We start from the raw sequence: 26,001 nt of genomic DNA, 5'->3' as shown, positions 1-26,001 counted from the left end.
CCGCATCGGCGTGGCGCCTGACCCGCGCCTCGTGAGGGAGGGCGGCGAGTCGCCGCCGGCGAGGCGCGGCGGTTTCGCACGCCTACTCGCACGCCTACTCGCACGCCCACCCGTCTGCCCGCCCGCTCCACGGCCGTGCCTGCCGTGTCGGCCGGCCGACCTTCGAGCCGGGCCGCGGTGACCCCGTCAGCGCGCGGCGACCGCCTCCGGACTGCCGGCGTACAGTTCCAGGTGCCGCCGGGCGCTGGCGGTCCAGGTGTGGCGGTCGGCCAGGCGCAGGCCGGCGGCGCGCAGCCGGGCGCGCAGGGCGTCGTCGTCGAGGACGGCCGAGAGGGCGCGGGCCAGCGCGTCGGAGTCACCGACGGGGGTCAGCAGGGCGTCGCGGTCGGGAACCAGCCACTCACGGAACACCGGTATGTCACTGGTGACCACGGGAAGGCCGGCTGCCATCGCCTCCAGGGCGGCCAGGCCGAACCCCTCCTTCACGGATGGGAACGCCAGCACGTCCGCGGCGGCGTACCACGCGGCCATCTCGTCCTCGGGAACGGTGCCGAGTTCGACGATGTCCCTGCCGAGGGTGAGGCCGAGGGTGTCCAGGCCGGCCAGGACCCTCTCCCGATAGGCACGGTGGTCCTGGAAGGAGTGGCCACCGAGCACGGCCAGCACGGGCGGCGGCGTACGTTTCCGGACGAGCCTGGACAGTGCGGCCACGAGCGTGTCGCTGCCCTTGCGCGGCTCGATGCCGCCGACGGACAGCAGCAGGGGGCGGTCGGACGCGCCGACGCTGGCCCGCAGCCGTGCCACGATCTCCGGGGCGGCCCGGTTGTAGCGGAGCGGATCCACGCCGTTGGGCACCACGGCGGCCCGGACTCCGTACTCTTCCAGCAGGATGCGTTCCCAGATCCTGGTCACCACGAGGACCTGGTCCGGTTCGAGGATGGCCTCGCGCTGGCAGTCCATCAGGATCTCGCTGTCGAAGTCGTCGACGTGGTGGACGGTGCGGATGACTCTGCTGGGAATCCCGGAGTTCCGCACCCGCGCCGCCGCACGCGCCGCGATGCAGTCCTGGGTGTGCAGGATGGGGTACGCGGGCGCGAGGTCGGCCAGGGCGATCTCCAGCGCGTCGATGTTCGCCGCCACCTTCTCCTCCAGCCCGCCGGTGGTGGTGGGCGCGAGGACGATGTGCGTCGGGGCGGCGACCGGCCGGAAGAATCCCTTGTCCGGGTTACCGAGGCCGATGATCAGGACGTCCTGGCCGAGGGCGTGCATGGCCTCGCCCAGCGCCAGCGTGTGGGCGACGCCGCCCCTTGGCCGGGTGCTGTAGGTGACCAGGGCGACCGGGGGTAGATGGGATTTTTCGGTCACTGGTGGAGCTCCGTCAGTTCGGGGCGACGGCTCGCGATCGCCGCCGCCGTGTACGCGGCGCGTGCCGCGGTCTCGGTCACCAGGCACCCGATCTGCTCCAGCGTCGCGCGTTGCCTGGCGTAGCCCTGGGGATCGGTGTCAGAGCCGAGGACGTAGGCGACGACCCTCGGACCGCCGTCCGCCATGATCTCCCGGAGGACCGGTACGAGCTGCCCCGCCGGATCCTCGTGTGACCCGTAGCCGAGCACGACATCGAGCAGCACCACCGCGACCTCGGGGTCGCGCGCCTCCTGGCGCATGATCTGGATCCGCGCGCTGGGATCGATCATCGGGTGTGGCCGGCCGACGGTGTATTCCTCCGCACCGAGGTCGAGCAGCACGTTCGCGCCGGGAGGAGCGGGCACCGTGTGGCCGGGCAGGAGCGGCTCGTTGGAGTAGACGTCGCCCAGCAGCTCATTGATGATCAGCTGGGCCTCGTAGCACAACGTGCCGCCGGAGTAGTAGCCGCGGACGGTGTGCCGCTCCGCGCCCAGGGCGCCGAGCTGCTCCACCACCTGCGCGCGCAGGCCCTCGGAGGTCGCAGGGGGTGTCGTGCCCGCCAGCCGCGCGGCGGTGAGCGCGCCGTCCTCCAGTGTCCGCGCCATCCGCACCCCGGACGGCCGGTCCATCTCGGAGAGGCCGAGGAACGTGGCCACCGCCGGGGTGGACGCGCACTGGTCGAGTACCCGGCGGGCGACCGCCTCGTTCGGGGGCTTGGAAACGAGAAGGATCACCTTGGTGTCGGGGTCCTCGTCGAGGGCGCGTACGGCCGCCATCGCCATCCGCCCGCCGATGTCCTCGGACAGGTCACGACCGCCGACGCCGATCACGTGCGAGACGCCGACGCCCCAACGGTCGAGCAGGGCCGACACCTCCTGCGCGCCGGTGCCCGCGGCGGCGACGACGCCGACCGGCCCCTGGCGCACCGCGTTGGCGAAACCCAGGCCGGTACCGGAGAGCACCGCGGTGCCCGCCCCGGGTCCCATCACCAGCAGGCCGAGTCCGGCCGCCCGCTCCTTGAGCTCCGCCTCCTCCTCCAGCGAGACGTTGTCGCTGAACAGCAGGACGTGCAGCCCCTCGGAGAGGGCGTGGTGGGCCTCCAGCGCCGCGTAGTCGCCCGGCACGGAGACGATCGCCACGGAGGCGTCGGGCATCCGCTGGAGAGCGGCGCTCACGGTACGGGGCGCGGCGGCGACGGCGCCGTCGCCGGGCTCGGCGCGGGCCTCCTCGAACGCGGCCTTGGCGCCGGCGTCGAGAGCGGTCTCCGCCGCGGCCTTGCCGTGCGCGCGCACGGCGAGCACGAGGTCGTTGGCCCCGACCGTGCCGATGGACTCCGCACCGAACCCCTCGGCGGCAAGACTCTCCCGCCCCGAAGGGGTGGCCATGACGGCGCCGGCCCAGGCGACGTCGTCGTGTTCGGCCATGACCGAGGTGGCGACGAGCAGGCGTAGTGAGTCGCAGTACGTGTCACGTACGACACGAACCTGGGCGACCTGGTTCTTGGTATTCATGCGACGCTCATTGCTTCTTCGCTCATTGCTTGTTCGGGGACGATGTGGGTGCCGACGCGGCTCTGTGGGTCCAGGGCCTCGAGCATGCGCTCCGCCGATGTGATGACGGTGGTGCCGCCGCTCGCCCGGACGAAGTCGATCGCCGCCCGGATCTTGGGCCCCATGCTTCCGGCAGGGAACTGGCCTTCCGCGAGATACCGCTCGGCCAGCCCGAGAGGCATCTCGTGGACGGCGCGGGCTTGTGGGGTCCCGTAGTCGACCATGACCGCGTCCACCCCCGTGACCAGGACCATCATCTCGGCCTTGAGGGACCCGGCGAGGCACGCGGCCGCCGAGTCCTTGTCGATCACGGCGTCCACGCCGTAGTAGTGGCCGCGGTCGTCACGGGATACGGCCACCCCGCCGCCGCCGGCGGCCAGCACGACCTTGCCGGCCGCGAGGAGGGTCTTGACCGCCGACAGCTCCAGCATCTCGGCGGGCCGGGGGGAGGGGACCATCCGCCGGAAACCGCGTCCGGAGTCCTCTCTCATCTCCCAGCCACGCTGCTCGGCCATGGCGGCGGCCTGTGCTTCGCCGAAGAAGGGACCGATGGGCTTGGTCGGCGCCTGGAAAGCCGGATCGTCCGGGTCGACGATCATGTGCGAGATGAGGGCGACGGCCGTGCCGGGTCCCTGGATCGTGTCGATCGCGCGGACCAGGACGCTGCCAAGCTGGCCTTGTGACATCGCGTTCAGTGAGTAAAGCGGTTGCGGCGGCACCAGATCCACGGCCCCCTCCTGCTGGATGGCCAGATGGCCGACCTGCGGGCCGTTGCCGTGGACGACGACCACCGCCCATCCCGCCTCGCATAGATTCGAGATCCCCGCCGCCATCTGAGCGGCGTTGCTCTCGATCTGCTCGGCGGTTCCAGCCTGATCCGCCAGGGTGAGGGCGTTACCGCCGACAGCCACCACCGCTACGTTGCTCACCGCTTGGTCGCCCCTACCTCAATATCCGATACTAGATGTAACGTTTAGTATAGTGAACTGTTTGGGAGGAAATATCAAATGCCCGAACCGGGAGGTGTGCGCGATCCGAAACCCGCACCCGACACCCGCCAGGTCGCGGCCGAGCTGGTCCGCACCTGGAACGCGGCCGCGGACCGGGCGTTCTCCGTGGCCGTCCACCAGCCGGACGTCTATCTCCGGACCACGCGACTGGTGGCCGCGGTGGTGCGGGAGCTCCGTGAGCGCGGGCGGGGCGCCGAGCCGCTCGTCGAGGCGTGGCGCGAGCATCGCGAGCTGGTCCGCCGGGTGGCCGACTCCAGCGACCTGCTGACCCTGGACGGCCTGGACGTCGATGAGGTCGCCGGCGCCGCGTTCACGATGCGTTACCGGGAGGTGCTCGAAGAGATCACCCTCGACGATCGACTGGCGGCCCTTGCGGAGGCCGCGCCGGACGCGGGATGGTTGGTGCTGGAAGAGTCCGGTTATCGCCCCGGTGATCCGTTCGTCCCATACCGGCGGCTGGAGGTCGAACCCGCCACCGGGCGCGCGCTACTCGTGACGACGCGGCCGAACGAGACGTTCACCGCATGTGTCCACACCGTCGAACGGGGACATATCGACCTGGAGACCGGTCGGCTCGCCTCCGGCGATCCCGGTGCGCCGGGAGACGACCTCCACGAGGTCGCCTCCAGTGAGGAGCGCGAGGCGCTGGTCGCCCGGGTCAAGGGCTCCGATGACGCGGCTCATGACGAGATCTCCGCCGAGAGCGGCCCCACCGGCTGACGGCGGCCGGCCCGAGGTGCCGGGCTCAGTTGCCACCTCGCCCCATATCCTTTCTATAGTAGTCAAAGAGTAGTTTCCTATAGTAAATGCACGACCTTTCATGGCGGTCTAGCGGAAGCAGCACCGACAAGGAGCCACATCATGACCGAGGGAACCGACAGCCACCGGCCACTCGACGCAGCCGAGCTTGCCGAGCTGATCGTCCGGCTACAGAGCCAGGGGCTGCGAACCGAGGTCTCGCTCGAGGCGCGAAAGGGCGGCGCCGGTCCCGCCGACGCGGGGATGCTGTGGATCGACGGGAGCCCGGCCACGGTTCCGACCACGGCCGACTACGTGCGGAACTCGCCGTACGCCCTGCGGCAGGAGGACAGCGGCTTCGGCATCTACCAGGGCTCGGTCCGGTTGGCGGACGCGTCGCTGGCGCCCCGGCCGAAGTACTACGACATGGAGACGGCTGACGGCGTTCCCTACTGGAAGATCGCCCTGATGCACCTTGACTCCATGGCCAGCACGGTGCTGCAGACCTGCGCCTACTGGGGCAACTCCGACCAGTGCACGTTCTGCGGCATCGGAGTCTCCCTCGACGCCGGTCGCACGATCGCCAAGAAGACGCCCGAGATGCTGGCGGAGGTCTCGGTGGCGGCCCGCGATCTGGACGGAGCCGTCGACGCCACGCTGACCACCGGGAGCACCGCCACCCCGGACCGCGGCGCCCTCTACGTGGGCAGGTGCGCCCAGGCCGTGAAGGAGGCGTCCGGGCTGCCGGTGCAGATCCAGTTCGAGCCCCCGTCTGACCTCGACGTCATCAACCGCGTCCGCGACATGGGCGCGGACTCGGTCGGTATCCATGTGGAGACCTTCGATCCCGAGGTCCTCGCGAGGGTGGCGCCTGGCAAGGCGCGCTGGGGCATCGAAGCGTACTTCTCCGCCTGGGAACGCGCGGTCCAGGTCTTCGGCGAGGGACAGGTGTCGACGTACGTCATCCTGGGGATGGGCGAGGACCCCAAGATCACGGTCGACATGTGCCGGCGGGCGGTCGACATGGGGGTCTACCCGTTCATCGTCCCGCTGCGTCCGGTCCCCGGCAGCCTCATGGAGTACGAACGACCCCCGTCCGCGGACTACGTCGAGAAGATCTATCGGCAGGTCGTCCCGCACATGCTGCGCCGCGGGCTCACCGCCACCGGCGTCATGGCCGGATGCGCGCGGTGTCAGGCGTGTTCGGGGATGGCCGCTCTCGAGCGTGCCGGTTCGGGTTCGACGAAGGGTGTGGTGCCCGATGGGCGCGTTTCTCTCCCGCTCCACTTCTGACCTGGCAACTTCTGACCTGGCAACGCCGCACCACATCTGCCGTTCGGTGGAGACGGCGGAAGAACTGGAGCAGCACGTCCGGATCAGGCGAACGGTCTTCGTGGAAGAACAGGGACTGTTCGAACACACCGATCAGGACGACTTCGATCGCGATCCCACCGTCCACCACGTGCTCGCGTACGTCGGCTCCGTGCCGGTCGGCACGGTCCGGTTGTACCGCCTCCCCTCGCCTGTCGCCGAGGAGCGGCTGTGGAAGGGGGACCGGCTGGCGGTCCTCCCGGAGTATCGGCACCTGTGGCTGGGCGGGCCGCTGGTCAGGTACGCGGTGGCGACCGCGGCGGCGGCGGGCGGCACGCGGATGACCGCCTTCGTGCAGCTCACCAACGTGACCTTCTTCCGGCGGCTCGGCTGGTCGAAGGTCGGCGGACCGGTCGCCTATGTCGGCGTGCCCCATCAGCGGATGAGCATCGACCTGACGTGATCACTTCGTATGTCGGGCAGGCCAGGCACGCCTCAGCGGCCCAGCCGGGTGACCGACTCCCGCTTGAGATCGAAGACGACCGCCGAGCCGGAGGCGTCGCGGAGGCGCACCTCACCGGTGTCGTCCAGGGTGCCGAGCCGTCGCGCGGTCAGCCCTCGCGCGGTGAAGGCCGCGGTGCACTCCTCGCTCTTCTCAGCCGGTGTCGTGAGCAGGAAGGCGAAACAGGGGAAGCAGGCCAGCCAGTCGGCGATCGGCACTCCGGCGGGCACGGGCAGGTCGTCCACGTCCACCTCGACGCCGAGCTTGTTCGCCTCCAGCAGCATGGCCAGCGAGCCGATCATGCCGGCCATGCTGACGTCCTTGGCGGCCACCGCCGCGCCCGACTCCGCCACCTCGGCCAGGAGGCGGACGTCGCCGGCCAGAAGCTCGCCCCGCTCCGCGAACGACGGGAAGAACAGGAAGTCCTCCCGCATGCGTCCGTCGAGGCAGCAGGCGAGTATCAACTCCTGGCCGGGGGCGGCGTGCGTCGCCGACAGCACCTTCTCCGCGGCGCCGAGGCCGAACGCCGACAGGCTCGGCGGGCCGTCGGTCTCGGTGAGGTGCCCACCCACCACGGGCACCTGATACAGCTCGCCGGCCCACTTCAGGCCCTCCAGGATCCGCCTGGTGACATCACGCGGGCCGACGATCGTGTCGACGATCGCGAGCGGCCGGGCACCCATGGCGGCCAGGTCGTTGACGTTCGCCAGAATGGCCGCCACACCCGCGCCGTAGGGATCCTGCGCGACGAAGGAGGGCAGCATCGCCTCGCCGCCGACGATCAGATTGCGCCCCCGATCGTGCACGACGGCTCCGTCGTCTCCAGGACCGGACCACCAGTCGCCGCCCCCGAACACGTCGGCGACCACCTCGATGGCGTTCTTGGCCGCGACAGCCGGAAGGCTCCGCACCCGGTGTGCCAGTTCTTGGAGGTCGAGGTCGTTGATCGGCAAGGCGAGTTCTCTTCCACGTGGTGGGTGCCGGTGGATGTACCAGGCGCTGAAAGCGTCATTCTAGTGAGGAAGCTTTTCCCGTGACAGGACACCCCGTTCGCCACCGTACAGCCGTCCACGGCCTGACCTCGCGGACCGCCGACTTCCTTGTGCTTCCGGAGCGCACGGCCAAGCCCCGCCGACGTGGCGTCTCCCACGTCCTCGACAACGGCATGTCGGCGGCCGAGGCCGAGCTGCGGCTGGCATCCGCCGCCCCGAGCATCGATGTGTGGAAGTTCGGCTGGGGGACCGCCTACATCGATCCGGCGCTCGACGCCAAGCTCGAACTGCTGGCCGAGCACCAGGTGCTGGCCTGCACGGGCGGCACCCTGTTGGAGGTGTCGTGGCAGCAGGGCGTCGCGGACAGGTTCATGGACTGGGCCGAGTCGGTGGGGTTCCCGTGCATAGAGGTGTCGTGCGGCTCGGTGGCGATACCGCGCGACGAAAAGGACAAGATGATCAACACGGCGGCGTCCCGGTTCGTCGTCCTGTCGGAGATCGGGGTCAAGAATCCCGACGCGGCTCCGTCCGCCACGCAGTGGGGGGCCGACGCGCGCGCCGACCTGGAAGCGGGCGCACACTGGGTGGTGACCGAGGGACGCGAGAGCGGCACCGTCGGGCTGTACGACCCGGCCGGTGAGGTGCGTACGGAGATCGTGGACGTGGTCGTCTCGGCGGTGGGCTTGGAGGCCGTGCTGTTCGAAGCCCCGCGTCGCGCGCAGCAGGCGTGGCTCATCCGGCGCTACGGCGCGAACGTGAACCTGGGCAACATCCCGCCCGCCGACGCCCTGGCGGTGGAGACACTCCGCCTGGGGCTGCGCTCCGACACCATCGGAACGTTCCCTCCGAGCGGGGGGACCCCCGCAGGACTGGAGGAATCACGTTGATCCCGCATCAGTACCGCACCGTGGCGTTCACCGACGTCGGGGTGGATCTCGACGAGAGCTCCCTGCGGCGGTTCTTCCTCAGCCGGCAGGTATACCGCCGGACCCGGTTCGTCGTGGCCCGCAACGAGGACAGGCTCGCGCTGGTCGAGCTCACCAAGGCAGGAGAGGACGAGCTGTTCGTCGACGTCACCGCGGTGCGCGTGCTGGCGTCGCCGGACGAGACGGTCCTCGTCGACCGGCCCGACATCGACACCGCCATACCCAGCCAGCTGCTCCGCGCGGCGTCCGACCTCGCCGACGCCCCGCGCTGCGTGGTCGTCCGCGGCCGTTACGGGCACGTCAACTTCATCCTGGACGCCGCTCCACGCCGGGTGCACGTGCTCGACGTCGCGCCGCCCTGGCCGGCGAAGCTGGTGGACCAGGTGCGGCGCGTACTCGACACCGCCGAGGAGCTGCCCGCGACCGAGTGCGTGCCACAGGTCGTCGACCTGGAGGAGATGGCCGCCCACGAGCCCGCCGGCCACTACCTGCTCCCGTGCCGCGGGGGCGGCATCACGGTCCCCGGAGCCGAGGTCTCCTATCTCGACGAGGTGCCGCCCGAGGCCGACTGGTTGCTGCTCGGCTGCGCTCGCTCGCGTGCGATCCACGACCACTTCTATCCGGACCGGGCGTCGAGCGTGGAGCAGATCGACATCTGCCCGGCCGCCCTGGCGGCCACCATGCCGCTTCCGCCCGGCGAGGCCCGGCTCACCAAGTGCTGCCTGCTGGAGGAGCACATCGAGACCCGCGGCGACACGGTCGTGGTGCCCTGGGGGGCGTCGTTCACCCTGGTCTCGGCGGGGCTGGCGGCTGCCTCCGAGCTGGCCGAGGAGCTTCGCACGGCCGAGGAGCACCGCAAGGCCGAGGAAGGCCGTACGGACGAGGAGCACCGTACGGACGAGGAGTGGAGAGGGAACCGGACGTGAGCGCGCGCATCTCGGACTCGACGGCCTACTCGCACCTGTGGGGAACCGACGAGCTACGGCAGATCTTCGACGAGAAGGGCCGCCTGCAAGGATGGCTCGACGTGCTGGCCGCTCTGGCCCGGGCGCAGGCCGCGGAAGGCCTCATCCCCGCCGAGGCCGCCGAGACCATCACCGCCGAGCTGCTCGTCGACCGGCTCGACCTGGACCGGATCGCGCGCGGAACCCGCGAGACCGGGCACTCGACCCTGGGCCTGATCCACGAACTGCGCCGGGTGCTTCCCGAGCCGGCCCGCGAGCACGTCTACGTCGGGGCGACCGTCCAGGACGTCACCGACACCTGGACGTCGCTGGCGATGCGCGCGGTCGGCGGCATCGTCTGGCGGGACCTGCGCCGGATCGAGGACAGGCTCCTCGACCTGGCCGTGGCGCACCGCGAGACACCGATCGCGGGCCGGACCCACGGCCAGCCGGGAGCGCCGGCCACCTTCGGGTGGAAGGCGGCGTCCTGGGCGGACGAGATCCGGCGGCATCTCGACCGGCTGCGCGAAGGCGCCCCGCGCTGGCTCGTCGCCCAGCTCGGCGGCGGCATCGGCACCCTGGTCGCTTACGGCGACCGCGGGCTCGCCATCCGGGCTCGCTTCTGTGCCGAGCTCGGGCTGGCCGATCCGGTCATCTCCTGGTTGAGCGCCCGCGACCGGATCGCGGAGTTCGGCGGCGTGCTCGCCCTGGTCACCGGCACGCTGGCGCGGATCGGCGAAGAGGTCTACGAGCTGCAACGCCCGGAGATCGGGGAGCTGGGAGAGCCGCGACCTGACGGGGTGGTCGGCAGCATCACGATGCATCACAAGCGCAATCCCGAGGGCAGCGAGCACCTGGACACGCTCGCCCGCCTGGTCCGGGCCAACGCCGGGGTGCTGCTGGAGTCGGTCGTCAGCCAGCACGAACGCGACGGGCGGGCCTGGAAGGCCGAATGGGTCGCGCTGCCGGAGGTCTGCCTGCTGGCGGGCACGGCGCTCGCCCTCGCCGTCCGGCTCGTCGAGGGGCTCGAGGTGCACTCCGACCGGATGGCGGCGAACATGCGCGCCCACCTGGGCGGCACCCAGAATCCCTCCGACACCGGCGCCGCCACCGACATGGTGGACATGGTCGTGGCACGCGCCCGAAAGGCCAAGGCAGAGGAGTCGCCTTCATGGCCGTGACACCAGACCGCCAGGGCACTCAGGGCACTCAGGACTCTTCGGGCACTCAGGGCACTCAGGGCACTCAGGACTCTCCGGGAACTCAGGACTCTCCGGGAACTCAGGACTCTCCGGGAACTCAGGACTCTCCGGGAACTCAGGACTCTCCGGGAACCCGGGGTACATCGGGGACCCGGGGAACGCCGCCTCCTCGCGCCGAGCTGGCCGTGCTGCCCACGCCCCTTCGGGAGGCTCCCCGGCTGGCGGAGACGCTGGGCGTACGCGGTCGGATGTTGCTGAAGCGCGACGACCTGACCGGCTTCGCGGTCGCCGGCAACAAGGCGCGCCAACTGGAGATGCTGATCGCGGCCGCCCGCGAGTCCCGTGCGAGCGTTCTGGTGACCGGCGGGACGCCCGGTTCGAACTTCTGCCAGGCCGCGGCGGCGGCCGCCGCCTGGGCGGGCCTGCGCTGCGTCCTGGTCTACGCCGGATCGCCCTCCCGGATCTCGCACCCCAACCTGGTGGCGGCCACCCACTGGGGCGCGGAGATCCGGTGGACCCACGACCCGGACCGCGCCTTCGTCGACGTCGCGATCGAGAGGGCGGCCGCCGAGCTGACCCTGGACGGCCACGTGCCCTACACCGTGCCGCGTGGCGGCGCGACCCCGCTCGGCGCGACCGGGTTCCACCTGGCCGCCCTGGAGCTCGCCGCCCAGCTCGACGGCCCGGCCGTGGTCGTCGTGGCGACCGGGTCCGGCGGGACGCAGGCCGGCCTGGTGTCCGGGGCCGTGGCCCTGGGACGCGACCTGCTGATACGAGGAGCCTCGGTCAGCCGCCCGCCGGACGAGGCCGCCCGGCGGGTTCTCGAGCTCGCCGGAGGCTGCGCCCGGCTGATGGGCACCGACATCCCGCACGCGGCGGATGTCGTCGTCGACGACGCCCGCGGCCCCGGGCACGCGCGGGCCTCCGAGGAGGGCGAGCGCGCCGCGCGGCTCGCGCTGCGCGCCTCGGGAACGGTGCTCGACCCGGTGTACACCGCCAAAGCGCTGGGCGCCCTCCCGCGAATCCTCGGGGAACGGCGCCATGACCCCGACCTGACCACAGTTTTCTGGCACACCGGCGGCCTGCTCGACGCCGTCGCCGGATGGGAGACACGATGATCGACGACGGACTGCCGTCCGCGCCTTCGGCGCACCACCGGGGCGGGCTCGACCGGCTGGGGCCACCGGTGGGCGGCCCGGCCCAGGAGCTGATCGACAGCGGGTTCGCGCTGGAGAACGCCGACTCGCCGCTGTTGCACGCCGGCCTCAACCTCGCCGACATCGCGCACCTCGTCGATCTGCACGAGCGGGGGGTGATCCCCTACACCGCCGCCGAGCAGCTCATGCGGGTGCTGCTCAGGGCGGTGCGGACGTCGGCCGAGGACTTCCCCTACGACCCGGCGTTCGGCGAGCCGTACAACTCCCGGGAGCGCTACTTCACCGCCCAGATCGGCGACGACGCCGGCTGGCTGCACGCGGGCCGGCCGCGGCGCGAGGCCGTCCGCATCGCCCTGCGCCTGTACGTGCGCAGCATCCTGGAGGACCTGGTCGAGGCGTCGGCGGAGCTCGCGCAGGCCATCGCGGCGGTCGCGGCCGACAACACCAGGACGTGGCTGCCCGACCAGACCTACCTGCAGCACGCGCAGCCCTCGACGTTCGGCCACTACCTGGTCAGTTTCGCCTACCCGATCCTGCGCGACGCCGAGCGGCTCATGGACGCCTTCGCCTGGGTCAACACCAGCCCGGGCGGGGCGGGTTGCGTCAACGGGAGCCGGCTGCTGGCCGACCGGAGCCGGGTCGCGGACCTGCTCGGCTTCAAGGGCTTCATCCAGCACACCCGCGACGCCATGTGGCAGATCGACGGGCTCATCGCGGCACTGTCGCACGCCTCCAGCCTGCTGACCACGCAGAGCAAGCTGGCCGAGGACCTGGAGATCTGGGCGAGCAACGAGTTCGACTACATCACCATCGCCGACGGGTTCAGCCGCTCCAGCGTTCTCATGCCGCAGAAGCGCAACCCGTACGCGCTGTCCATCATCCGCGGCGCCTCCGGCACGCTGATCGGTCGGCTCACCGGATTCCTCGCCGTCAGCAAGAGCCCGTCGGCGCGCAGCGACAACCTGATCTACGCGTACGGCGAGATCCCTCGCGCGCTGGACCTGGCCCTGCGCACGACCCGGTTGACCAGCGGGGTCATCCGCAGCATGACGGTGAACGCCGACCGGATGTGGGAGGCCCTGGAGTCCGGCTTCAGCCAGGCCACGGACCTCGCGGAGTTCGTCATGCAGACCTGCCACGTGGACTACCGGACCGCCTACCAGGTGGTGGGCATCGCCGTGCGCGAGGCGAGCCGGGAAGGGTTGCGCGGCATCGATCTCGACGCGAACCGGCTGGAGTCCGCGGCCCAGCAGTACGCCGGGATCTCGCTCGGGTTGGAGGGCCGGGACCTCACCGAGATCCTCGACCCGCGGCACATCGTGGAGACGCGAACGCTGGCCGGCGGGGCGGCGCCATCCGTCGTCGAGGCGATGGCCGCCGACTGCGTCAACGAGGCGGCCTCGCTGCTGAGCCGTGCGCGAGCCGAGCGCGGCGCCTTCGAACAGGCCGAGGCCGCGCTGGTCGCGATGGCGGAGAACTTCATCAAGGGGGACCCCGTAGAGGGGAACGACACCAAGGGAGACAACGATGACCACAACTGACACCACCATCCCGGTGCGCCTTCCACGGGAGGTGAACGTCGTCAACATCGGCCTCCCTCTGTTCGCCGAGGCGATCGCGGAGCAGAAGCGCCCGGTGATCCAGGTGGACTGGCGGATTCCCGGTGGCGGGGACACCACGGTGGTCGCCGCCCTCCGCCGCCTGTACGGCCCGCACACCGCGAAGATCGACGCCGCCAACAAGGAGGTCTTCCGGCGGCTGGACCGGGGCGCGCCCCAGCTGGTCGCGGTGCGGACCGCCGCCGACGTGATCCCGATCCTGGCCGAGGGCCGGGTCCTGCTCCACTGCGGGCCGCGCATCGCGATCGAGGACACGGTGGACCCGCTTCGCCGTTCGATGCGTGCCGCCGTCTGCGCCGAGGGGTGGGCGCGCAGCCCGGAGGAGGCCGACGAGCTGCTTCGCGACGGCTCCGTACGGCTGGAGCCGGCCAACGCGCATGGCGTGGTGGTGCCGATGGCGACGGCGATGGGGCCGCGGACGCCCGTCTGGGCCGTCGAGCTCGCCGACGCCGGCATCACCACCTACGCCCCGATCGGCCAGGGACCGGGCGACGTCGCATGGTTCGGCCGCGACACACCCGGGGCGATCGCCCGCCTGGTGCTGCTGCGGGAGGCGGTCGGCCCGGTGCTGGCCGCCGCGGTGGCCGAGGCCGGGCCGGTCGATGTGATGTCGCTGGCGGCGCAGGCGGTCGCCATGGGCGACGACGTCCACGTCCGGACACAGGCCGCGACCAACCTGCTGCTGCGCAACCTGCTGCCCGCGCTGGTGGCGGGGGACCATCCCCGCCGGACCGAGGTGGCGACCTTCCTCTCGGGCAACCACCTGCTGTTCCTCACCTTGGCCATGGCCTCCGCGCGGGCTCTGACCGGCTGGGCCGCCGAGGTCGAGGACAGCTCGATCGTGACCGGCATGGCGCGTAATGGGACCGGCTTCGCCGCCTGGCTGGCCGGGCCGTCCGCCGATTGGCACGTCGCGCCCGCGCCGATGGTGGAGCGGGCGCTCTACCAGCCCGGCCGGAGCGAGGCGGATGCCGCCCCGGACATCGGGGACAGCTCGGTGCTGGAGCTCGTCGGCCTCGGCGGCGCGGCGGCGGCCGGCTCGCCGGCGGTGGCTCAGATCGTCGGCGGGACGATGGCGGCCGCCGCCGAGCTGACCGGACAGCTCGACCAGGTGTGCGTGGGCAACTCGAGCCGATTCATGATTCCCGTGTGGGGGATGAAGGGCTCACCGGTGGGCGTCGACGTGCGCAAGGTCGTCGAGCTGGGGATCACCCCGCAGGTGACGACGGGGATCCTGCACAACGCCGACGGCAGCGGTCAGGTCGGTGCCGGAGTGGCCACGGCGCCGGTGCAGCCGTTCGTGGAGGCGTTGATGGCGCTGGACGCGAGACTGGGCGGCGAGGCCTGACCAGGTGGCGAGGCGTTCTCCGGGCGGAGCACGCCTCGCCACCTGTCCTTGCGGCCCGTGCCCGAGTCCCGTGCCCGGGTCCGGTCGCCTGCCCCGGCCGTCAGGCGCAGACGTCGGCCTGCCGTACGTCGATCCTGGGCACGTGTGCCAGCGTGTTGGAGACGTAGCAGACCCGCGAGGCCGGGGCGAGCAGCGGTTCCAGCTCCTCGATCGGGAGGCTGGTGCTCACGGTCAGCCTGATCTCCTTGAAGCGCGGGCCGTCGTACTCTCCGACGGCCGAGACCGACAGGTCGGGCAGTTCGACCCCGCGTTTGCGCGCGGACCATGCCAGCGCCAGCGCGTAGCAGGACGCGAGCGATCCGAGGAAGTACTCGGTCGGCATCGGTCCGGTGAAGGTCCCGCCGATGTCCTCGGGCTCGTCCACCGCGAACGAGAACGGTCCGGCCGTGACGGTCGCCCGCCAGCCGCCCTCCCACTGCGCGACGACTTCGTTCGAGGCTCCCGACCTGGCCAATCTTGCTCCCTTCCGCGCACCGGCCGACCAGCTCTCCCGAGGACAGGCCACGGGCCCCGGGGCGTAACCCCAGGACCCGTGGCCTCTCCTAGTCAGCTGTATAGACGGTTGAAGTTGTCGTAGAAGACGAGATCCGCCAACTCACCGTCGCCGACGGCCTCGATCATGCGGTGATACTCACCCGCGAAGTCGCCCCACGGCAGGTCGGAGGCGAACAGCACGCGGTCGCCGCCGATCCCGCGCCGCTCGATCTCGGTGGCGAGCCAGTACGGCGCGAAGCCGACGGACCAGGTCAGGTCCGTGTAGACCTTCTTGCCGGCCTCGATCCAGTCGAAGAACCGCGTTCCGATGAGCTTGATGTGACCGCTCACACCTCCACCGAAGTGGACCAGATGGATCGGCGTCTCGTCGGCGTACCGATCCACCAGCTGGCCGACCTTGTCGATGTCCGAGGCCGCACCCGGTGAGGTGTGCACATGGACGATGAGGTCGTTGGCCTTGGCGGCGGCGAAGATCTTGTCCAGCTGGACCTGACAGGCGGGATCCTCCGCGGACCCGCCGAGCAGGAAGCTGATCTTGAGAGCCTTCACCCCGGTCTCGCCGACGAGTGTCAGCGCCTTCTCGGTGAGCTCCGCGTCCTGTGGTCGCGGAGACGCCCACACGGCGGCGCGGAGCCGGTCGTCCCTGGCGGCCGCCTCGACGACGAGCTCGTTGAGCGCGAACGAGTGGCTCGGGTCGGGAACCCCGTAGTTGGGGATCACGAGAGCTCGCTCGGTGCCCTCCGCGTCCAGGTCGGCGATCAGTTCGTCGATGGTGGCACGAGCCTTCACATCCGGGTTGACGGGCGGCCCACCGTAGAACGGGAAGGCGGGCAGAACCCCGATATGCCGGTGGGCGTCGGCGTGCCGTGACGGTGCTTTGCTCATTACATGGTCCAAGTGTTGAGCTGGAAGTGGCCCTCCCTCCACGCAGTCAGCGCGGAGTCGAGGACGTCGAGCGGGTTGAACGCCTTGACGCCCGGGATGAGGTCGTCCTCTCGCATGCCGTACAGCGCGCCCATGGCGAACCGGCAGGCGTAGATGGTGGCGCCCTCGTCCATGAGGACCTTGAGCTGCTTGTTGACCGACAGGTTCCCCGGGAAGCCCTCGGTGCCGACCGCGGGGTAACCGCGACCGGCGGCGGCGAGAAGTACGGCGGGTCCGTAGAGAACGATGGTCAGCTTGAATCCCTTGCGCTGCAGGCGCGTGGAGGTCATCAGGTTGACGAGGGAGACGGACCCTTCGAACGGTACCGAGTGGATGAAGACGGTCGCCTTCTCGCCCTCGTTGGCCCGAATATCGTCGAAAACCTTCTCGCTGGTGTCCCAGAGAACGTCGCCGGTCTCGGGAGTCGCGACGGTTACCGTCTTGGTGGACATGTCACTCCTTTGTGAGTACTACTCGCTCGCTCTATAGCTGGCGGCCCGTATCTGTCAGATCGCGGGCCCTTGTGATGGTGGTTGTGGCTTCCAGGGCTTCTGATGGCTGCCCGGCATGCGCGCGATGACCGCGGTGCGCAGCTTCAGGGGCAGCCGGTGGAAGACCGGCACGTAGACGCGGCGCCAGAAGATCTCGGCGCCACGGGGCGGCAGGGGCCGGGGGGTGCCCAGGCGCTTGGCCACCTTGTCCTGCGCGTCGATCATCAGGTAGTGCTCAGACGTCTGGCGCACCCAGCGAGTCAGTCCCATCTCAACCCGCCAGGTTCGCGAGAGCGTTCTGTGCCGCGAGCGAGATGGGCTCGTTGAGCGCCCCGATCGGCGGGCTGTAGACGTTCTCCATCGTCGCCAGGTCGTTGAGCGTGATCCCGGTGCGTACGGCCATGGCGAGGAAGTCGGCACGTTCCTTGATGCCCTCACCGCCGACGAGCTGGGCTCCGATCAGTCGGAGATGCTCGGGCTCGGCCAGGAGCTTGACCTTCACCGGCTTCACATCGGGGTAGTAGCGCGCCCGGGAGATGCCCTGCGCGTTGCCCACGACGAAGGGGATGCCGAGGGCGGTCGCCAGCGTCTCGCTGAAGGACACCCCGCCGATCATCCACTTGCCGGCCACCATGCCCCAGGGCACGTACACGGCCTGGTATTCGCGGGTGCCACCCGCGGCGTTCACTCCGGCGACCTTGCCCTGGGCGTAGGCGTGGCTGCCGGAAAGCCCCTGGATCGGCACGTTCGAGACGCCGTGCGGGATCTCGGTGCAGTCGCCCGCCGCGAACACGTCGCTCACCGACGTGCGCATCCGCCCGTCGACGATGAGGCCGCCGCTCATGCCCGTCTTGATGCCCACGGAGGTGGCGAGCGCGGTGTTGGGGACCTTCTTCGTGGCGACCACCGCGAGGTCCGCCTTGATGTTCCCCTCCGACGTGGCCACCTCACGCAGCTGGCCGCCCTCGCCGATGAAGCCGGTGACCTTGGTGTTGAAGTGGAGCTTGGCCCCCATCTCGACCCAGGAGTCCTCGACCGGCTTCATGATGTCGGGGTCGGTCGCGGACGACATGGCCCAGGGGGCGGGGTCGACCAGGTGGGTCTCGATGCCGCGGTGGGCGAGCGCGGTGACCATCTCGGCGCCCAGCGGCGTCGCCTCGTCGACGACCGCGGCCTTCACCGTGTCGAGGACCTTGTCCCACTCCATCGCCCGGCGGATGTTCTTGACGTAGTAGATGCCGCCGAGGTCGCCGTTCGGCACGTTCGGGTCGGCGTAGTCGAATCCGGTCGCGATCACCAGGGAGTCGTAGCGCTCGACGGTCCCGTCCGTCGTGGTCACCGTCTTGGCCTTCACGTCGATGCTGGCGACGGTCGTCTCGTAGCGGATGTCGATGCCCTGGTCGACGTACTGCTGCTTGGTCGCCATGAACAGCGACTCGAAGCTGGCGATCTCGCGACCGTGGACGTAAGGGATCCCGCACGGGCTGTAGGCGGCGTCCTCGTATCCGGTGAAGACGATGACCTCAGCGCGTGGATCGGTGCCCTTCGCGGCACCTGCGGCACCCATGCCTGCGGCTCCACCGCCTATAACTACGATTCGCCTGGACATCTCGGCTCGATCTCCCTCGGGGCATCTAACGCGCGTTGAGCATGCTCAAATTTCTATTCACCATACTTGACGTACTCGTGAGGTACCGTCAAGGTGTGTACAAGGGCAGGTGCGAAACGCGAGGGACGCGTAAATTCATCGGAGGAGCTGAGTGATCGCGCGAGTGGCCGAAGTCGTGTCCGGCATCGGGCCCAAGATCAAAGCGCTCCGCAAGCAGAACGGCTACTCGCTTCAATCGCTCGCGGAGCGTGCTGATGTGTCCGCTGCCACGATCCACAAGATCGAGCAGTCCGACATGGTCCCCACCATCACGACTCTGCTCAAGATAGCCGCGGCTTTCGAGCTCCCCGTGTCGTACTTCGTCGAGGACGACGACGACCATCTGCCGACGGTTCACACCTCGTCCACCAACAGGCGCCCGATCTACACCTCGCACGCGGGGCTCGATCTGGCCGGGATCACCGGCCCGTACGGCGACTTCCTGATCGCGGCGGCCGTCGCGACGGTGCTGCCGGGCGCGAGCAGCGGTAGCAAGCCGATGGGCCACCCCGGCGAGGAGCTGCTCTACGTGATGTCGGGCAGCATGGTGTTCACGGTCGCCGACACGATCTATCCGCTCAGCGCCGGGGACACCCTGCACTTCCGCACCCAGCAGCCGCACTCCTGGCGCAATCCGGGCGAGGAAGACTGCGTGGCGATCTGGATGGCGCTCCGCCCGCAGCAGTGAGCCCTTCCGGAGCTCCGCCACGGATAGATGCGTTCGACCTGGCCCGCTGACGCCTCAGCGGCATCGGCGGGACGGGACGGCCTCCTCGCCCGGCGTGGGGGAGGCCACTCGCCGCAGTGGCCTCCCCAAAGGTGTCCCGTCAGGATTTCGACTTCTCGATCGAGATGCGCTTGCCCTTCTTACTCTTCTCGGAGAGCTTCATGCTGATCTCGAGGACTCCCTTGTCGTAGACGGCCTTGACGTCGTTCTCGTCGGCGCCCGCGGGCAGCGACACCGATCGGGTGAACGAGCCGTAGCGGAACTCGGTGCGGTGCTCCTCGGTCTCCTTCTCCTGACGTTCGCCGTGGATGGTGAGGATCCCGTCCTTGACGGTGACCTCGATGTCCTTGTCGGGGTCGATCCCGGGCAGCTCCGCGCGGAGCACGTACCTGTCGCCCTGGATGCAGTCCTCGATCCGGAGCGGGTGTCCGGCCGTCTGGCGAAGGCCCGCGAACGGGGCCTCCATCCAGTCGAGGATCTCGGGAAGCAGGCTCCGCGGTTCCTGGCGTGCTAGCTTGCCCATCGGCACCTCCTGGCTATCCGTTTTGTTCCTTTTGTCGCTTCTGCCCAGGATCCGGAAGAACATCCGCGCATCGCCGCCGATCCCACGGGAGTGACCGCCGGCCTGTGGCAGGCCGGCGGGCACATCGGCGCCGCCACCGCGAACGAGCCGGACGGACCCGGCCACCTAGGCGGCCGTCAGAACGTTTCGACCGCCCTGACCTGCGGAAGGAGCGACATGGGAGCTTGATCGCGGGCATGTGAGCGAGGAGGCTTATGCAGACCTTTCTCCCCTATCCGGACTTCGCGCTGACCGCTCAGGTCCTCGACCCGCTGCGGCTCGGCAAGCAGCGAGTGGAGGCCCTGCAGATCCTGCGGGCGCTCACCGTTCCCGGCTACGGCTGGCGACACCACCCGGCGGTGCGGATGTGGGCGGGCTACGAGGAGGCCCTGGTGCGCTACGGCTTCGAGGTGTGCCACCACTGGTGCTCCACCGGCCGCACCGACACCTGCGCCGATACGCTGGCGCGGGAGCTGGCCCAGCACTGCGGCAGGGCGAGCGTCCGCACCCAGCCGCAGCTCGAAGAGGCCGGCGAGCTGCCACCCTGGCTCGGCGACGACGGCCTGCACCGCAGCCACCGCTCCGCCCTCCTGCGCAAGGCCCCCGACTTCTACGGCCCCATCTTCGGCCCCGAGCCGGACGACCTCGACTACGTCTGGCCCTCCTCGGACCGCCCGCCCGCCTGCCTGCCCGGCGGCTTCGCCTAGAGCATCCGGTCTCCGGTCCTTTCGCCTAGAGCATCCGGTCTCCGATCCACCCGTCCGCCGCGCACCCCGGCGGGACGGCGAACACCGCCGAGCCGACCGTGGTGACCCACTCGTTGAGCAGATCACCCTCCGCCAGCCTGCGCTGCACGGGGACGAACTGGCGACCGATGTCCGCCTGGTAGGAGGCGAAGATCAGCCCGGAGTCGGACGTGCCGTCCGCGGTCAATCCCTCGTCGTAGTTGTACGGCCGGCGCAGGATGCGCAGCCCGGGATCCTCCGTACGAGCCCGCCGGATGTGGGCGTACTCCGAGATGACCGGGAAGCCGAGCCGGTTGAGCCGGGCGAAGTCGGGCTCGTCATGCTCGGCCCGGCCCGTCAGCGGGGCGCCCGTGTCCAGGCGGCGGCCGATCGTGAACTCCCTCGCCACCCGGTCGGCGGCGTCCCATGACTCCAGGTTCATCCGGATACGGCGCAGCACCAGCGTCGTCCCGCCGCGCAACCACGCGGGACCGTCGCTGATCCACACGGCCCGGTCGAGGTCCGCGGGGTTGACCGTGCCGTCCAACTGGCCCATCAGGTTGCGCTGCGTGGTGCCGGGCGCCTGCGCGTGGGCGCTGCGCCGGAAGCCGCGCTGCGTCCAGCGGACCCGGGTGAAGGACCGCGCGTCCTTGACGATCATCCGCAGCGCGTGGGCGACCGTGATCGGGTCGTCGGCGCAGATCTGCACCAGCAGGTCGCCGCCGCTCCACCGCTCGTCCAGCTCGTCGGTGGTGAACGACGGCAGCGGCGCCAGAGGTGACGGCACCTTCGCGGCGGCGAACAGCCCCGGGCCGAACCCGAACGTGACGGTCAGCCGGGCAGGGGCCGTGGCCAGCTCGGGTTCGGTGTCGGCGAGGGCCGGCCGCCCCTGGGTGAGGCGGCGGGCGTCGTCGGTCAGCAGTTGCATCAGCCGTACGACCGCCTCCCTGCCGGTGCCCGGCCGCAGGTCGAACCCGACGAACACGGCGTGCGCCTGCGGGGTCGTGGCGATCCCGGCCTGGTGAACACCGTCAAACGGCTCGACGGCCGACGCGCTGACGGTCGCGGCGTTGACGCCCGAACCGGCCGACCCGCCCGACGCGCCTGGGGCGTCCGGGGCGGACCGCCCGGTGGCCGGGACGCCGCCGGCCGGTCCGGCGTCCCGAGCCGCCGCGGCCAGAGCGGTCACGGCGGCGCCGCCGGTGACGGCCGCGCCGCCGGCCAGCAGCCTCCGCCGGCTGATTCCGGCCGCCATCAGTGATCCATGCCCTGGTGGTAGTCCTCCTTGCCCCCGGCGAAGTCCTTGCCGACGGCGGTGAACTCCAGCGGCTTCCCGTCCTTGACCGTGAGCGTGAACGGAATGCGCGCGCCCGGCTTCACCTCTTCGGTGACGCCCATCAGCATGATGTGGTCACCACCGGGTTCGAGCTGGTGGGTGCCGTGGGCGGGGATGACGAAGCCACCCTTCTTGGCCCGCATGACCATCTTGCCGCCGGACTCCACGACCTCATGCAGCTCGACCGTGGGCGACAACGGCGAACCGGCCGAGACGACCGTCACCTCGGCGTCGGAGTCGTTGACCAGGACCCCGAACGCGGCCGTCATCCCCTCCTTGGTGGTCTTCACCCAGGGGTCGGTGATGGACAGCCCGGCGCCCGCCGGGGCGGCGGCCTGAGCCGGAGCGGTGGCCTGAACCGGCGCGTCGGCGGCCGGTGAGGAAACGGCGCCGCCCTGCTGGGCCCCGCACGCGGTCAGGGCAAACAGGCAGGCGAACGCCAGGACATGACGAGAGAACACGGGAAAGGCCTTTCTCCACCCGGTACGGCAGGCCGCGCCGGGCGTGGTGGTCGAAATGACGAATTGTCAGAGGGAATCGACGACCACCGGCGGACCTCGCCGGCTCACCACATGCCGCAGCACGGCCGAGCGGAGCACCGGCGGCTCGGCCGTACAGGGAGAGAGGAAGGGAGTCCACGGGACGGGCAGGAACACGGCCAGCAGGCGTATGGCCAGCCGGCGCAGCAGCGCCCAGAACAGGGCCTCGCCGCGCGCCAGCCACAGGGCGGTCAGCCCGATCGCCCACCCGTGCGCGACCAGCATGCCGAGCCCCGGCACCAGCCCCGAATGTGCGTGGACCGCGACCGGCGACCCGTCGCCGGTGACCGAGAAGACGACGTGCATGACGGCCTGCAGCGCGCCGAGCACCGGCAGGATCGACCGCAACGTGCGCTCGCGCCCGGACAGCGGATAGGCCACCGCGAACCCCAGCCCGAGCGCGCCGGCCATCGCGGGAGGCGCGACGTCGCCCCCGCCGAAGGTGTGCGCCGCCACGCCCAGCCCGAGGCACACCACGGCGAAGGCCGAGGTGCGCGCGAGGCGGAAGGGCAGCGAGGCGGACATCTCGCGGCCATCATGGCACGTAGAAGGCCCGCCCCCCGATCGGCCCACCTGCGAAGACCGGCCCTGACGAGATCGGCCGGCTACTTCCATCCCTTTCCCGGACGACCAAGACGGGCAGTGCGAGTCACGGCATAATGACCCCCAATGCCGAAATTTCGTGACCTGTCGACGTATGCCGCGACCATCGCCCCGGTCATCAACGCGGTGCACATCAACGTCCACGCCTCGGCGAGCACCGGGGCCGACGGCCTGCTCATGGACCTGCGCTACAGGCTCCCGCTCGGCCCCCTGACCCGCGGCTCGCTCGCCGCCGTCTACCGGTACGGCAACGCCGCCGAGCTGGACGCCGAGATCAGCGACCACCTGCGCCAGGGCACCCTGATCGAGGACGGCGAAGGCGCCCTGCGCCCCACGCCCGCCGCGCTCGCCGCCATCGACGGCCTCTACGCCGCCCACGCCGCCGCCACCCGGCGCATCTGGACGACCCACGACCTGGAGACGCTCGCCGCTCTCGCGGGCAGGATCCTCGACGCCGCCGAACCCGACCCGGGCGGCGCCTTCGCGGTCATGACCCCGCCGTACGAGCCGGAGGGCACCCCCGCGGGCGTGCTGCTGTTCAACCGCCTCGCCGCGCTCCGCTACCACCGGGCCGACGCCCACGCCGCCGCCTGGCACGCGGCCGGACTCACGGTCGCCGGGATCGTCGATCTCAGCGCCGGCCCGCTGCGCGACCGGATAGAGGACGACACCAACCGCCGGGCCGCGCAGCCGTACCACGCACTCGACGACCAGGAGCTCAAGGTGCTGTTCGAGGGCCTGCTGGCGCTGGCGTGAAACGAGGCGTAACACGGCGGGCACCGCACCGCGATGCCCCTTTTGTGAAGAGCCCGGGAGTTCGCAAAGTGCCACCTCCAGGTAACCGGCGGCCGGGCGCACTATGGTCGAGTACCTCTCCAAGGAGGCGCCGTGGATCATGAGCTGCCCGGCGGAGCGAGGCTGATCGTCGGGGTGGACGAGACTCCCGCCTCACGCTGGGCCCTGGCCTGGGCCATCGGCGCCGCCAGGCTGCACCGGATGGCCCTCGTCGCCGTGCACGTGAGCCGGGCGCCGGTGCATCCGTTCCCCGAAGCGCTGCCCGTGCAGAACACGATCAGGGCCGGCGAGGAGGCCAGGTGCGCCGAGCTGGTCGCGACCGTGTTCGACGACGTGGCCGGCGGGATGCCCGAAGACCTCACGACGTTCGTGGTCGGCAGGGTCGGCGACCCCGGCTACCACCTCGTCGACCTGGCCCGCGAGGGCGACCTGCTGGTGCTCGGCCGCAGCCGGCGGGGCCTGCTCAGCCGGATGTTCCTGCCTTCGACCAGCATGTACTGCGCGCGCCACGCGAAGACCACGGTGGTCATCGTGCAGCAGCCCTCGCCCCCCGACGAGCCCGAGCTGTCGGGAGAGCGGGCCAGGCGGTTCTGGAGCCGACGACACCTCTAGCGACTGCCCGAGCAGCGAGACGGGCGCAGAGGCGCAGGCCCCCGACCGACGGCACCAGAGCCGGGTTCGACCCGGGCCGCCTTGTTTGGCATGATCCAAATGTTGTCCAAGATAGGACGGGTCATAGCCGTTCCCACCAGGGACAGCCTGGTTCAACATCGCACATCCGATACATCTGGTTCGTGCGCAACACAGGACCGCAGCCATCCCTTGCTAGGCTGCTGTCAACCGTTGGGTCTCACCCCGGCAGGTGAGACCGTCGAAGAAGTGGGGTCACACCGTGAAGAAGCTGCTTGTTCTGGCGCTGATCGCCCTTGGGGGGCTGCTGATCTGGCGCAAAGTGCAGGCCGACCGCGCCGAGCTCGATCTCTGGACCGAGGCCACCGGCAGCGAGAACTAACCGACCTGGCGAGGCGATGAGTGACGTCGTCCCCATCAAACTGGCGTGCCTGGACCTGGCCGGCACAACAGTCGGTGACATCGCCATGGTCGAGCGTGCCTTCGCCGAGGCGATAGCCACCCAGGGCATAGTCCCCGGGACCGGAGCGTACGCGCGAGCCATGGTTCACGTGCACCGGTCCCGGGGTTGCCCCAAGATAGATGTCTTCCGGGGGATCTTCCCCGACAACGAGGCCCAGGCCCAGGCGGCCAACCTCACGTTCGAGCGATCCTACGAGGGCGCCCTCGAACGGGCAGGGCTCATCCCCATGCCCGGCGTGCTCGAAGTCCTCGAAAAACTCCGCGGCTCCGGCGTCAAACTCGCCGTCATCACCGGCTTCAGCCGCGCCACCCTGAGCCGCGTCCTGAGCGTCCTCAGCTGGGACGACAGGATCGACCTGGCCATCTGTCCCGAAGACGCAGGCGGCCGCGGCCGCCCCTGGCCCGACATGATCCTGCACGCCGTCCTCCAACTCGGCATCGACGACGTACGCCAGGTAGCCGTCGTGGGCGACTCCGAAAGCGACATGCTCAGCGGCCGACGAGCCGGCGCCTCCGTCGTGGTCGGCGTCATGACCGGCGTCCACAGCCGCGAACGCCTCCAGAAGGGCGGCGCCACCCACATACTCGACTCGATCGCCGACTTCCCCGGCCTGATCCTCAGCGACGACCTGGGCCCGCACCACATACCGGCCCCAGCCCGGTAAGCTATCTTCGTCGAAGGGGCCTTAGCTCAGCTGGCAGAGCGCCTGCTTTGCAAGCAGGATGTCAGCGGTTCGAATCCGCTAGGCTCCACCTCGAAAAACGCCCCGCTACCGATCACGGTGCGGGGCGTTCGGGCCATTAACGGGCCATTAGCCTGCGGGGGCCGCTCTTGAGCTGCCGTCGTCATCTCGCTTCTCACGCTTGGCCTGCTCTGCCTCCGCCAAGACGTTCGCCGCGCCCTCCACATCATCGACCGGATGGCGCTTCTCCGCGTTCTGCCAGGAGTAGTACGCGCCGCCGTAACCGACGAACACCCACACCGGCATGCCCGGCTCAGGCCGGTGCACCATCAGCGCGCTGTTGTTGTCCCGCAGCTCGGCGTTGACGCCCAGACTCACGAGCCGGTCACGCAGCCGGACCAGGGCGTCCGCTTCCTCCTGCGGCACACGGCCGGCCATGGCGGCGAGCATGATCGAATTCATTTCTTATAGATGATCTAAGGAGATTATGGGTTTCTGGACCCATGGAATTACATTCTGTGAGATCATGAATGCATGGCGTTAAAGGGGCGGCGGGCCACGTTCGAGGAGCGACTGCACGCTGTGCACATGCTGGAACAGGGAGAGTCGGCCGACAAT

At 70.2% G+C, this 26,001-nt stretch carries 29 protein-coding genes and 1 tRNA gene; 16 read left to right on the top strand and 14 right to left on the bottom strand.

The genetic code is table 11. The features are described 5' to 3' along the window. Positions 1-186 precede the first annotated feature (186 nt). The 3 genes from AB0C16_RS08620 to AB0C16_RS08610 are packed head-to-tail and all read right to left on the bottom strand — an operon-like array spanning position 187 to position 3,865. Positions 187-1,365 (bottom strand): MSMEG_0565 family glycosyltransferase, encoded by a 1,179-nt coding sequence (locus AB0C16_RS08620; protein ID WP_357680411.1) that lies wholly within the window; start codon positions 1,363-1,365, stop codon positions 187-189. Next, positions 1,362-2,915 carry an FdrA family protein gene (locus AB0C16_RS08615; protein WP_357680409.1) on the bottom strand — a complete coding sequence of 518 codons (1,554 nt, stop codon included), beginning with the start codon at positions 2,913-2,915 and terminating at the stop codon, positions 1,362-1,364. The genes AB0C16_RS08620 and AB0C16_RS08615 overlap by 4 nt, the downstream gene beginning before the upstream one ends. After that, on the bottom strand, positions 2,912-3,865 hold the full coding sequence (locus AB0C16_RS08610; RefSeq protein ID WP_357680407.1) for a carbamate kinase: 954 nt from the start codon (positions 3,863-3,865) through the stop codon (positions 2,912-2,914). The genes AB0C16_RS08615 and AB0C16_RS08610 overlap by 4 nt, the downstream gene beginning before the upstream one ends. 96 nt (positions 3,866-3,961) lie before the next feature. Here AB0C16_RS08610 and AB0C16_RS08605 point away from each other — a divergent pair, with 96 nt between their 5' ends. The 3 genes from AB0C16_RS08605 to AB0C16_RS08595 all read left to right on the top strand — a co-directional run bounded on the left by AB0C16_RS08605 (position 3,962) and on the right by AB0C16_RS08595 (position 6,476). Beyond that, positions 3,962-4,684 (top strand): hypothetical protein, encoded by a 723-nt coding sequence (locus AB0C16_RS08605; protein WP_357680406.1) that lies wholly within the window; start codon positions 3,962-3,964, stop codon positions 4,682-4,684. Between the two features lie 141 nt (positions 4,685-4,825). After that, a complete protein-coding gene (locus tag AB0C16_RS08600; RefSeq protein ID WP_357680404.1) occupies positions 4,826-5,995 on the top strand; it encodes an MSMEG_0568 family radical SAM protein in 1,170 nt (389 codons plus the stop codon). Further along, positions 5,964-6,476 (top strand): MSMEG_0567/Sll0786 family nitrogen starvation N-acetyltransferase, encoded by a 513-nt coding sequence (locus AB0C16_RS08595; protein WP_357680402.1) that lies wholly within the window; start codon positions 5,964-5,966, stop codon positions 6,474-6,476. Before AB0C16_RS08600 ends, AB0C16_RS08595 begins: the two co-directional genes overlap by 32 nt. A 32-nt stretch (positions 6,477-6,508) precedes the next feature. On the opposite strand, the gene AB0C16_RS08590 is transcribed toward AB0C16_RS08595, so the two are convergent. Beyond that, positions 6,509-7,468 carry an AIR synthase related protein gene (locus tag AB0C16_RS08590; RefSeq protein WP_357680401.1) on the bottom strand — a complete coding sequence of 320 codons (960 nt, stop codon included), beginning with the start codon at positions 7,466-7,468 and terminating at the stop codon, positions 6,509-6,511. Between the two features lie 80 nt (positions 7,469-7,548). Between AB0C16_RS08590 and AB0C16_RS08585 the strand changes: the two genes are divergently transcribed. The 6 genes from AB0C16_RS08585 (at position 7,549) to AB0C16_RS08560 (ending at position 14,703) form a co-directional block, all read left to right on the top strand. Further along, a complete protein-coding gene (locus AB0C16_RS08585) occupies positions 7,549-8,394 on the top strand; it encodes a phosphosulfolactate synthase (RefSeq protein ID WP_357680399.1) in 846 nt (281 codons plus the stop codon). Beyond that, positions 8,391-9,359 (top strand): hypothetical protein, encoded by a 969-nt coding sequence (locus AB0C16_RS08580; protein WP_357680397.1) that lies wholly within the window; start codon positions 8,391-8,393, stop codon positions 9,357-9,359. Before AB0C16_RS08585 ends, AB0C16_RS08580 begins: the two co-directional genes overlap by 4 nt. Continuing rightward, a complete protein-coding gene (locus AB0C16_RS08575) occupies positions 9,356-10,558 on the top strand; it encodes an adenylosuccinate lyase family protein (RefSeq protein ID WP_357680395.1) in 1,203 nt (400 codons plus the stop codon). Before AB0C16_RS08580 ends, AB0C16_RS08575 begins: the two co-directional genes overlap by 4 nt. A 206-nt stretch (positions 10,559-10,764) precedes the next feature. Next, positions 10,765-11,697 (top strand): pyridoxal-phosphate dependent enzyme, encoded by a 933-nt coding sequence (locus tag AB0C16_RS08570; RefSeq protein WP_357680393.1) that lies wholly within the window; start codon positions 10,765-10,767, stop codon positions 11,695-11,697. Then, positions 11,694-13,277: an argininosuccinate lyase gene (gene argH / locus AB0C16_RS08565; protein WP_357680391.1), complete on the top strand. Its 1,584-nt coding sequence runs from the start codon at positions 11,694-11,696 to the stop codon at positions 13,275-13,277. The genes AB0C16_RS08570 and argH overlap by 4 nt, the downstream gene beginning before the upstream one ends. Continuing rightward, a complete protein-coding gene (locus AB0C16_RS08560) occupies positions 13,264-14,703 on the top strand; it encodes a DUF1116 domain-containing protein (protein WP_357680389.1) in 1,440 nt (479 codons plus the stop codon). Before argH ends, AB0C16_RS08560 begins: the two co-directional genes overlap by 14 nt. Before the next feature lie 100 nt (positions 14,704-14,803). Here the strand turns inward: AB0C16_RS08560 and AB0C16_RS08555 are convergent, their stop codons facing one another. From AB0C16_RS08555 to AB0C16_RS08535, 5 genes are all read right to left on the bottom strand, one after another. Further along, positions 14,804-15,217: an OsmC family protein gene (locus AB0C16_RS08555; RefSeq protein WP_357680387.1), complete on the bottom strand. Its 414-nt coding sequence runs from the start codon at positions 15,215-15,217 to the stop codon at positions 14,804-14,806. Between the two features lie 92 nt (positions 15,218-15,309). After that, positions 15,310-16,143 (bottom strand): amidohydrolase family protein, encoded by an 834-nt coding sequence (locus AB0C16_RS08550; RefSeq protein WP_357680385.1) that lies wholly within the window; start codon positions 16,141-16,143, stop codon positions 15,310-15,312. Beyond that, positions 16,143-16,634 (bottom strand): MSMEG_0572/Sll0783 family nitrogen starvation response protein, encoded by a 492-nt coding sequence (locus AB0C16_RS08545; RefSeq protein ID WP_357680383.1) that lies wholly within the window; start codon positions 16,632-16,634, stop codon positions 16,143-16,145. The genes AB0C16_RS08550 and AB0C16_RS08545 overlap by 1 nt, the downstream gene beginning before the upstream one ends. Before the next feature lie 54 nt (positions 16,635-16,688). Next, positions 16,689-16,925, bottom strand: a complete 237-nt coding sequence (locus AB0C16_RS08540) for a hypothetical protein (RefSeq protein ID WP_357680381.1) — start codon at positions 16,923-16,925, stop codon at positions 16,689-16,691. A 19-nt stretch (positions 16,926-16,944) separates the two neighbouring features. Beyond that, positions 16,945-18,282 carry an FAD-dependent oxidoreductase gene (locus AB0C16_RS08535; protein WP_357680379.1) on the bottom strand — a complete coding sequence of 446 codons (1,338 nt, stop codon included), beginning with the start codon at positions 18,280-18,282 and terminating at the stop codon, positions 16,945-16,947. 151 nt (positions 18,283-18,433) lie between these two features. Here AB0C16_RS08535 and AB0C16_RS08530 point away from each other — a divergent pair, with 151 nt between their 5' ends. Next, a complete protein-coding gene (locus tag AB0C16_RS08530; RefSeq protein WP_357680377.1) occupies positions 18,434-19,009 on the top strand; it encodes a cupin domain-containing protein in 576 nt (191 codons plus the stop codon). A gap of 139 nt (positions 19,010-19,148) precedes the next feature. Here the strand turns inward: AB0C16_RS08530 and AB0C16_RS08525 are convergent, their stop codons facing one another. Beyond that, positions 19,149-19,571 carry an Hsp20/alpha crystallin family protein gene (locus AB0C16_RS08525; protein WP_357680375.1) on the bottom strand — a complete coding sequence of 141 codons (423 nt, stop codon included), beginning with the start codon at positions 19,569-19,571 and terminating at the stop codon, positions 19,149-19,151. A 254-nt stretch (positions 19,572-19,825) separates the two neighbouring features. Here AB0C16_RS08525 and AB0C16_RS08520 point away from each other — a divergent pair, with 254 nt between their 5' ends. Further along, positions 19,826-20,317, top strand: coding sequence for an MSMEG_6728 family protein (locus AB0C16_RS08520; RefSeq protein ID WP_357680373.1), 492 nt, complete (start codon positions 19,826-19,828; stop codon positions 20,315-20,317). A 25-nt stretch (positions 20,318-20,342) separates the two neighbouring features. On the opposite strand, the gene AB0C16_RS08515 is transcribed toward AB0C16_RS08520, so the two are convergent. The 3 genes from AB0C16_RS08515 to AB0C16_RS08505 all read right to left on the bottom strand — a co-directional run bounded on the left by AB0C16_RS08515 (position 20,343) and on the right by AB0C16_RS08505 (position 22,735). Continuing rightward, positions 20,343-21,590: a Dyp-type peroxidase gene (locus tag AB0C16_RS08515; protein WP_357680371.1), complete on the bottom strand. Its 1,248-nt coding sequence runs from the start codon at positions 21,588-21,590 to the stop codon at positions 20,343-20,345. After that, entirely contained in the window at positions 21,590-22,132 is a 543-nt protein-coding gene (locus AB0C16_RS08510; protein WP_357680369.1) for a copper chaperone PCu(A)C, read from the bottom strand. Before AB0C16_RS08510 ends, AB0C16_RS08515 begins: the two co-directional genes overlap by 1 nt. Before the next feature lie 66 nt (positions 22,133-22,198). Then, the gene (locus AB0C16_RS08505) at positions 22,199-22,735 is read right to left on the bottom strand and encodes an MFS transporter (RefSeq protein WP_357680367.1); all 537 of its coding nucleotides are present in this window, start codon (positions 22,733-22,735) and stop codon (positions 22,199-22,201) included. Positions 22,736-22,879: 144 nt separating this feature from the next. Between AB0C16_RS08505 and AB0C16_RS08500 the strand changes: the two genes are divergently transcribed. From AB0C16_RS08500 to AB0C16_RS08480, 5 genes are all read left to right on the top strand, one after another. Continuing rightward, positions 22,880-23,569 (top strand): hypothetical protein, encoded by a 690-nt coding sequence (locus AB0C16_RS08500; RefSeq protein ID WP_357680365.1) that lies wholly within the window; start codon positions 22,880-22,882, stop codon positions 23,567-23,569. Between the two features lie 132 nt (positions 23,570-23,701). Continuing rightward, positions 23,702-24,220 (top strand): universal stress protein, encoded by a 519-nt coding sequence (locus AB0C16_RS08495; protein ID WP_357680363.1) that lies wholly within the window; start codon positions 23,702-23,704, stop codon positions 24,218-24,220. Between the two features lie 280 nt (positions 24,221-24,500). Continuing rightward, positions 24,501-24,620 carry a DLW-39 family protein gene (locus tag AB0C16_RS08490; RefSeq protein WP_020542320.1) on the top strand — a complete coding sequence of 40 codons (120 nt, stop codon included), beginning with the start codon at positions 24,501-24,503 and terminating at the stop codon, positions 24,618-24,620. Positions 24,621-24,636: 16 nt separating this feature from the next. Next, positions 24,637-25,365, top strand: coding sequence for an HAD-IA family hydrolase (locus AB0C16_RS08485; RefSeq protein ID WP_357680361.1), 729 nt, complete (start codon positions 24,637-24,639; stop codon positions 25,363-25,365). Positions 25,366-25,380: 15 nt separating this feature from the next. Further along, positions 25,381-25,453, top strand: a tRNA-Ala gene (locus AB0C16_RS08480). A gap of 59 nt (positions 25,454-25,512) precedes the next feature. Here AB0C16_RS08480 and AB0C16_RS08475 read toward each other — a convergent pair. Then, positions 25,513-25,833, bottom strand: a complete 321-nt coding sequence (locus AB0C16_RS08475) for a hypothetical protein (RefSeq protein WP_357680359.1) — start codon at positions 25,831-25,833, stop codon at positions 25,513-25,515. Positions 25,834-26,001 lie beyond the last annotated feature (168 nt).

The sequence above is a fragment of the Nonomuraea sp. NPDC048916 genome (assembly GCF_040649575.1).
In the GTDB taxonomy this organism is placed as follows: Bacteria; Actinomycetota; Actinomycetes; order Streptosporangiales; family Streptosporangiaceae; genus Nonomuraea.
The sequence above is the reverse complement of the archived record's forward strand: the minus strand, read 5'-3'. Positions and strand labels throughout refer to the sequence as shown.